2 protein-coding genes are annotated in these 1,916 nt (G+C 39.8%); both read right to left on the minus strand.

What is annotated here, in order from left to right:
* Positions 1-244: 244 nt before the first annotated feature.
* Entirely contained in the window at positions 245-1,801 is a 1,557-nt protein-coding gene (gene nuoF / locus ENL20_07610; GenBank protein HHE38426.1) for an NADH-quinone oxidoreductase subunit NuoF, read from the minus strand.
* The coding region (locus ENL20_07615; GenBank protein HHE38427.1) for an NADH-quinone oxidoreductase subunit E at positions 1,798-1,916 on the minus strand (119 nt) is incomplete at its 5' end. The genes ENL20_07615 and nuoF, both read right to left, overlap by 4 nt.

The following is a 1,916-nucleotide window of genomic DNA, read 5'->3' on the forward strand; positions in this document are numbered from 1 at the left end:
AAAACAGAGTTTTTATTCCCTTGCGTTCCCAAACCGGAGTTTGGGAACGAGGAAAACCTTGCGAATGGTTGCAAAAAGAGGAATTCTTCTTGCTGAACCTTCGCAATGGTTATCTTTCATTTCCCGACCATCACGGAAGTCTAATCCTGTTTGGAATATATGAAAGAGTTTCAGGATTTTAAATCGTTCCTTGACTATCGTAAGGTCTTTTTCATTACCAATCAGGGAATTGGTAATGATGTTGCTAATTCAATACTCTCTCGAATTCCGGTTTGAAATATTTAAACGCACTCTTAATGGACATTACAGGAGATTGTCCCAAAGCACAGAAAGAAGTTTTCTGCATTGCTTCGGAAATGGAGACCATTTTCTCTAAATCTCCTGCTTTTCCTTTCCCAAACCTGATCTTGCTTATTAATTGATATAACTGCTCATTTCCCAATCTGCAGGGAGAACATTTCCCGCAGGACTCATGTCGGAAAAATTTGATCACAGAATACATTATATCTACAATACTCGCTTCTTCATTCATTACCAGGATCGCTCCGGAACCGAGAACAGCACCGTGTTCATGTAAGTTTTTTCGGCAAAGAGCAACATCGAGATGTTCTTCATTTAGGAAAACTCCGGCTGCTCCCCCGATAAGAGCTGCTTTAAATTTTTTACCATCCTTCATTCCGCCGCCATATTCATTGATCACAGTTCGTAAAGATGTTCCGAGATCGACCTCGCACAAACCGGGATTGGTCACATCTCCGAGAATCGTAAAGATTTTACTGCCGGGACAATCATCGGTCCCAAAAGATTTAAACCATTTCGCTCCCTTTTTTATTATCGAAGGAATGTTAGCAATTGTTTCCACATTATTAACCACAGTCGGTTTCTGCCAGATTCCCTTCACTCCCGGAAAAGGCGGTTTGAATCTGGGATTTCCTCTTTTCCCTTCGATTGATTCGATAAGAGCGGTTTCTTCTCCGCAAACATAAGCACCTGCTCCGATTTTTATTTCTATTTCAAGATCAAATCCTTTCCCGAAAATATTCTTTCCGATCAATCCATATTCACGAGCTTGATCGATTGCTTTCTGCAAACGAGCAATACACAGCTTATATTCCCCCCGAATATAAATAAAAGCTTTTGTCGCTCCCACTGCATAAGAAGCTATTATCAATCCTTCAAGCAATTTATGAGGATCTCCTTCCATTATTAATCGATCTTTAAATGTTCCCGGTTCTCCTTCGTCAGCATTTATCACAAAATATTTCTGAATACCTTTAAGAATCTCGGTAAAATTCCATTTAACGCCTGCCGGGAATCCTGCTCCTCCTCTTCCCCGTAAAACAGCATCTCTAACTTCATCCACAATTTGAGTCGGTTCCATTTCCATCAGAGCTTTTTCCCAGGCTTCATATCCGCCGACTGCAAGATATTCATCAATATTTTCAGGATCGATAATACCGGAATTTTCCAAAACTATTCTTCGCTTTTCTGCTCTCTTGAATGGTTTTATAGCTTCTTCCATCAATAATCTATTAACTTGAAGACCTTTGATAAAATGCTCTCTGACAATTTCAGGAATATCCGCTTTTGTAATGTTTATATAAGTAACTTGTTCCGGATAGATCATCATGCTCACCCCGGTTCCGGCAAAGCCGAGAGAACCTTTATCCAGGACATTGATCTCATCATCTAAATTTTGCTTTGCTAATTCCTGTCGCAAAAATGAATCAATTATTAGATAATTCTCTTGCAGGGATGGATTGTCGATACTTAAAAGAACCTGATTGCGATAAAATTTCATCGTTGTCCTCCCAGAATCGATTTGATGATCTTTTCGATCTTCTCATCATTTAGATCGCCATAAACATCGTCATTGATCATCATGACCGGAGCATTTCCGCAAATTCCCAGGCAGG

The organism is Candidatus Cloacimonadota bacterium (assembly GCA_011372345.1).
Lineage (GTDB): Bacteria > Cloacimonadota > Cloacimonadia > Cloacimonadales > TCS61 > DRTC01.

Bases quoted from the DNA above. Each gene is read 5' to 3' on its own strand.
- nuoF (HHE38426.1), bottom strand. From the start codon at position 1,801: ATGAAATTTTATCGCAATCAGGTTCTTTTAAGTATCGACAATCCATCC.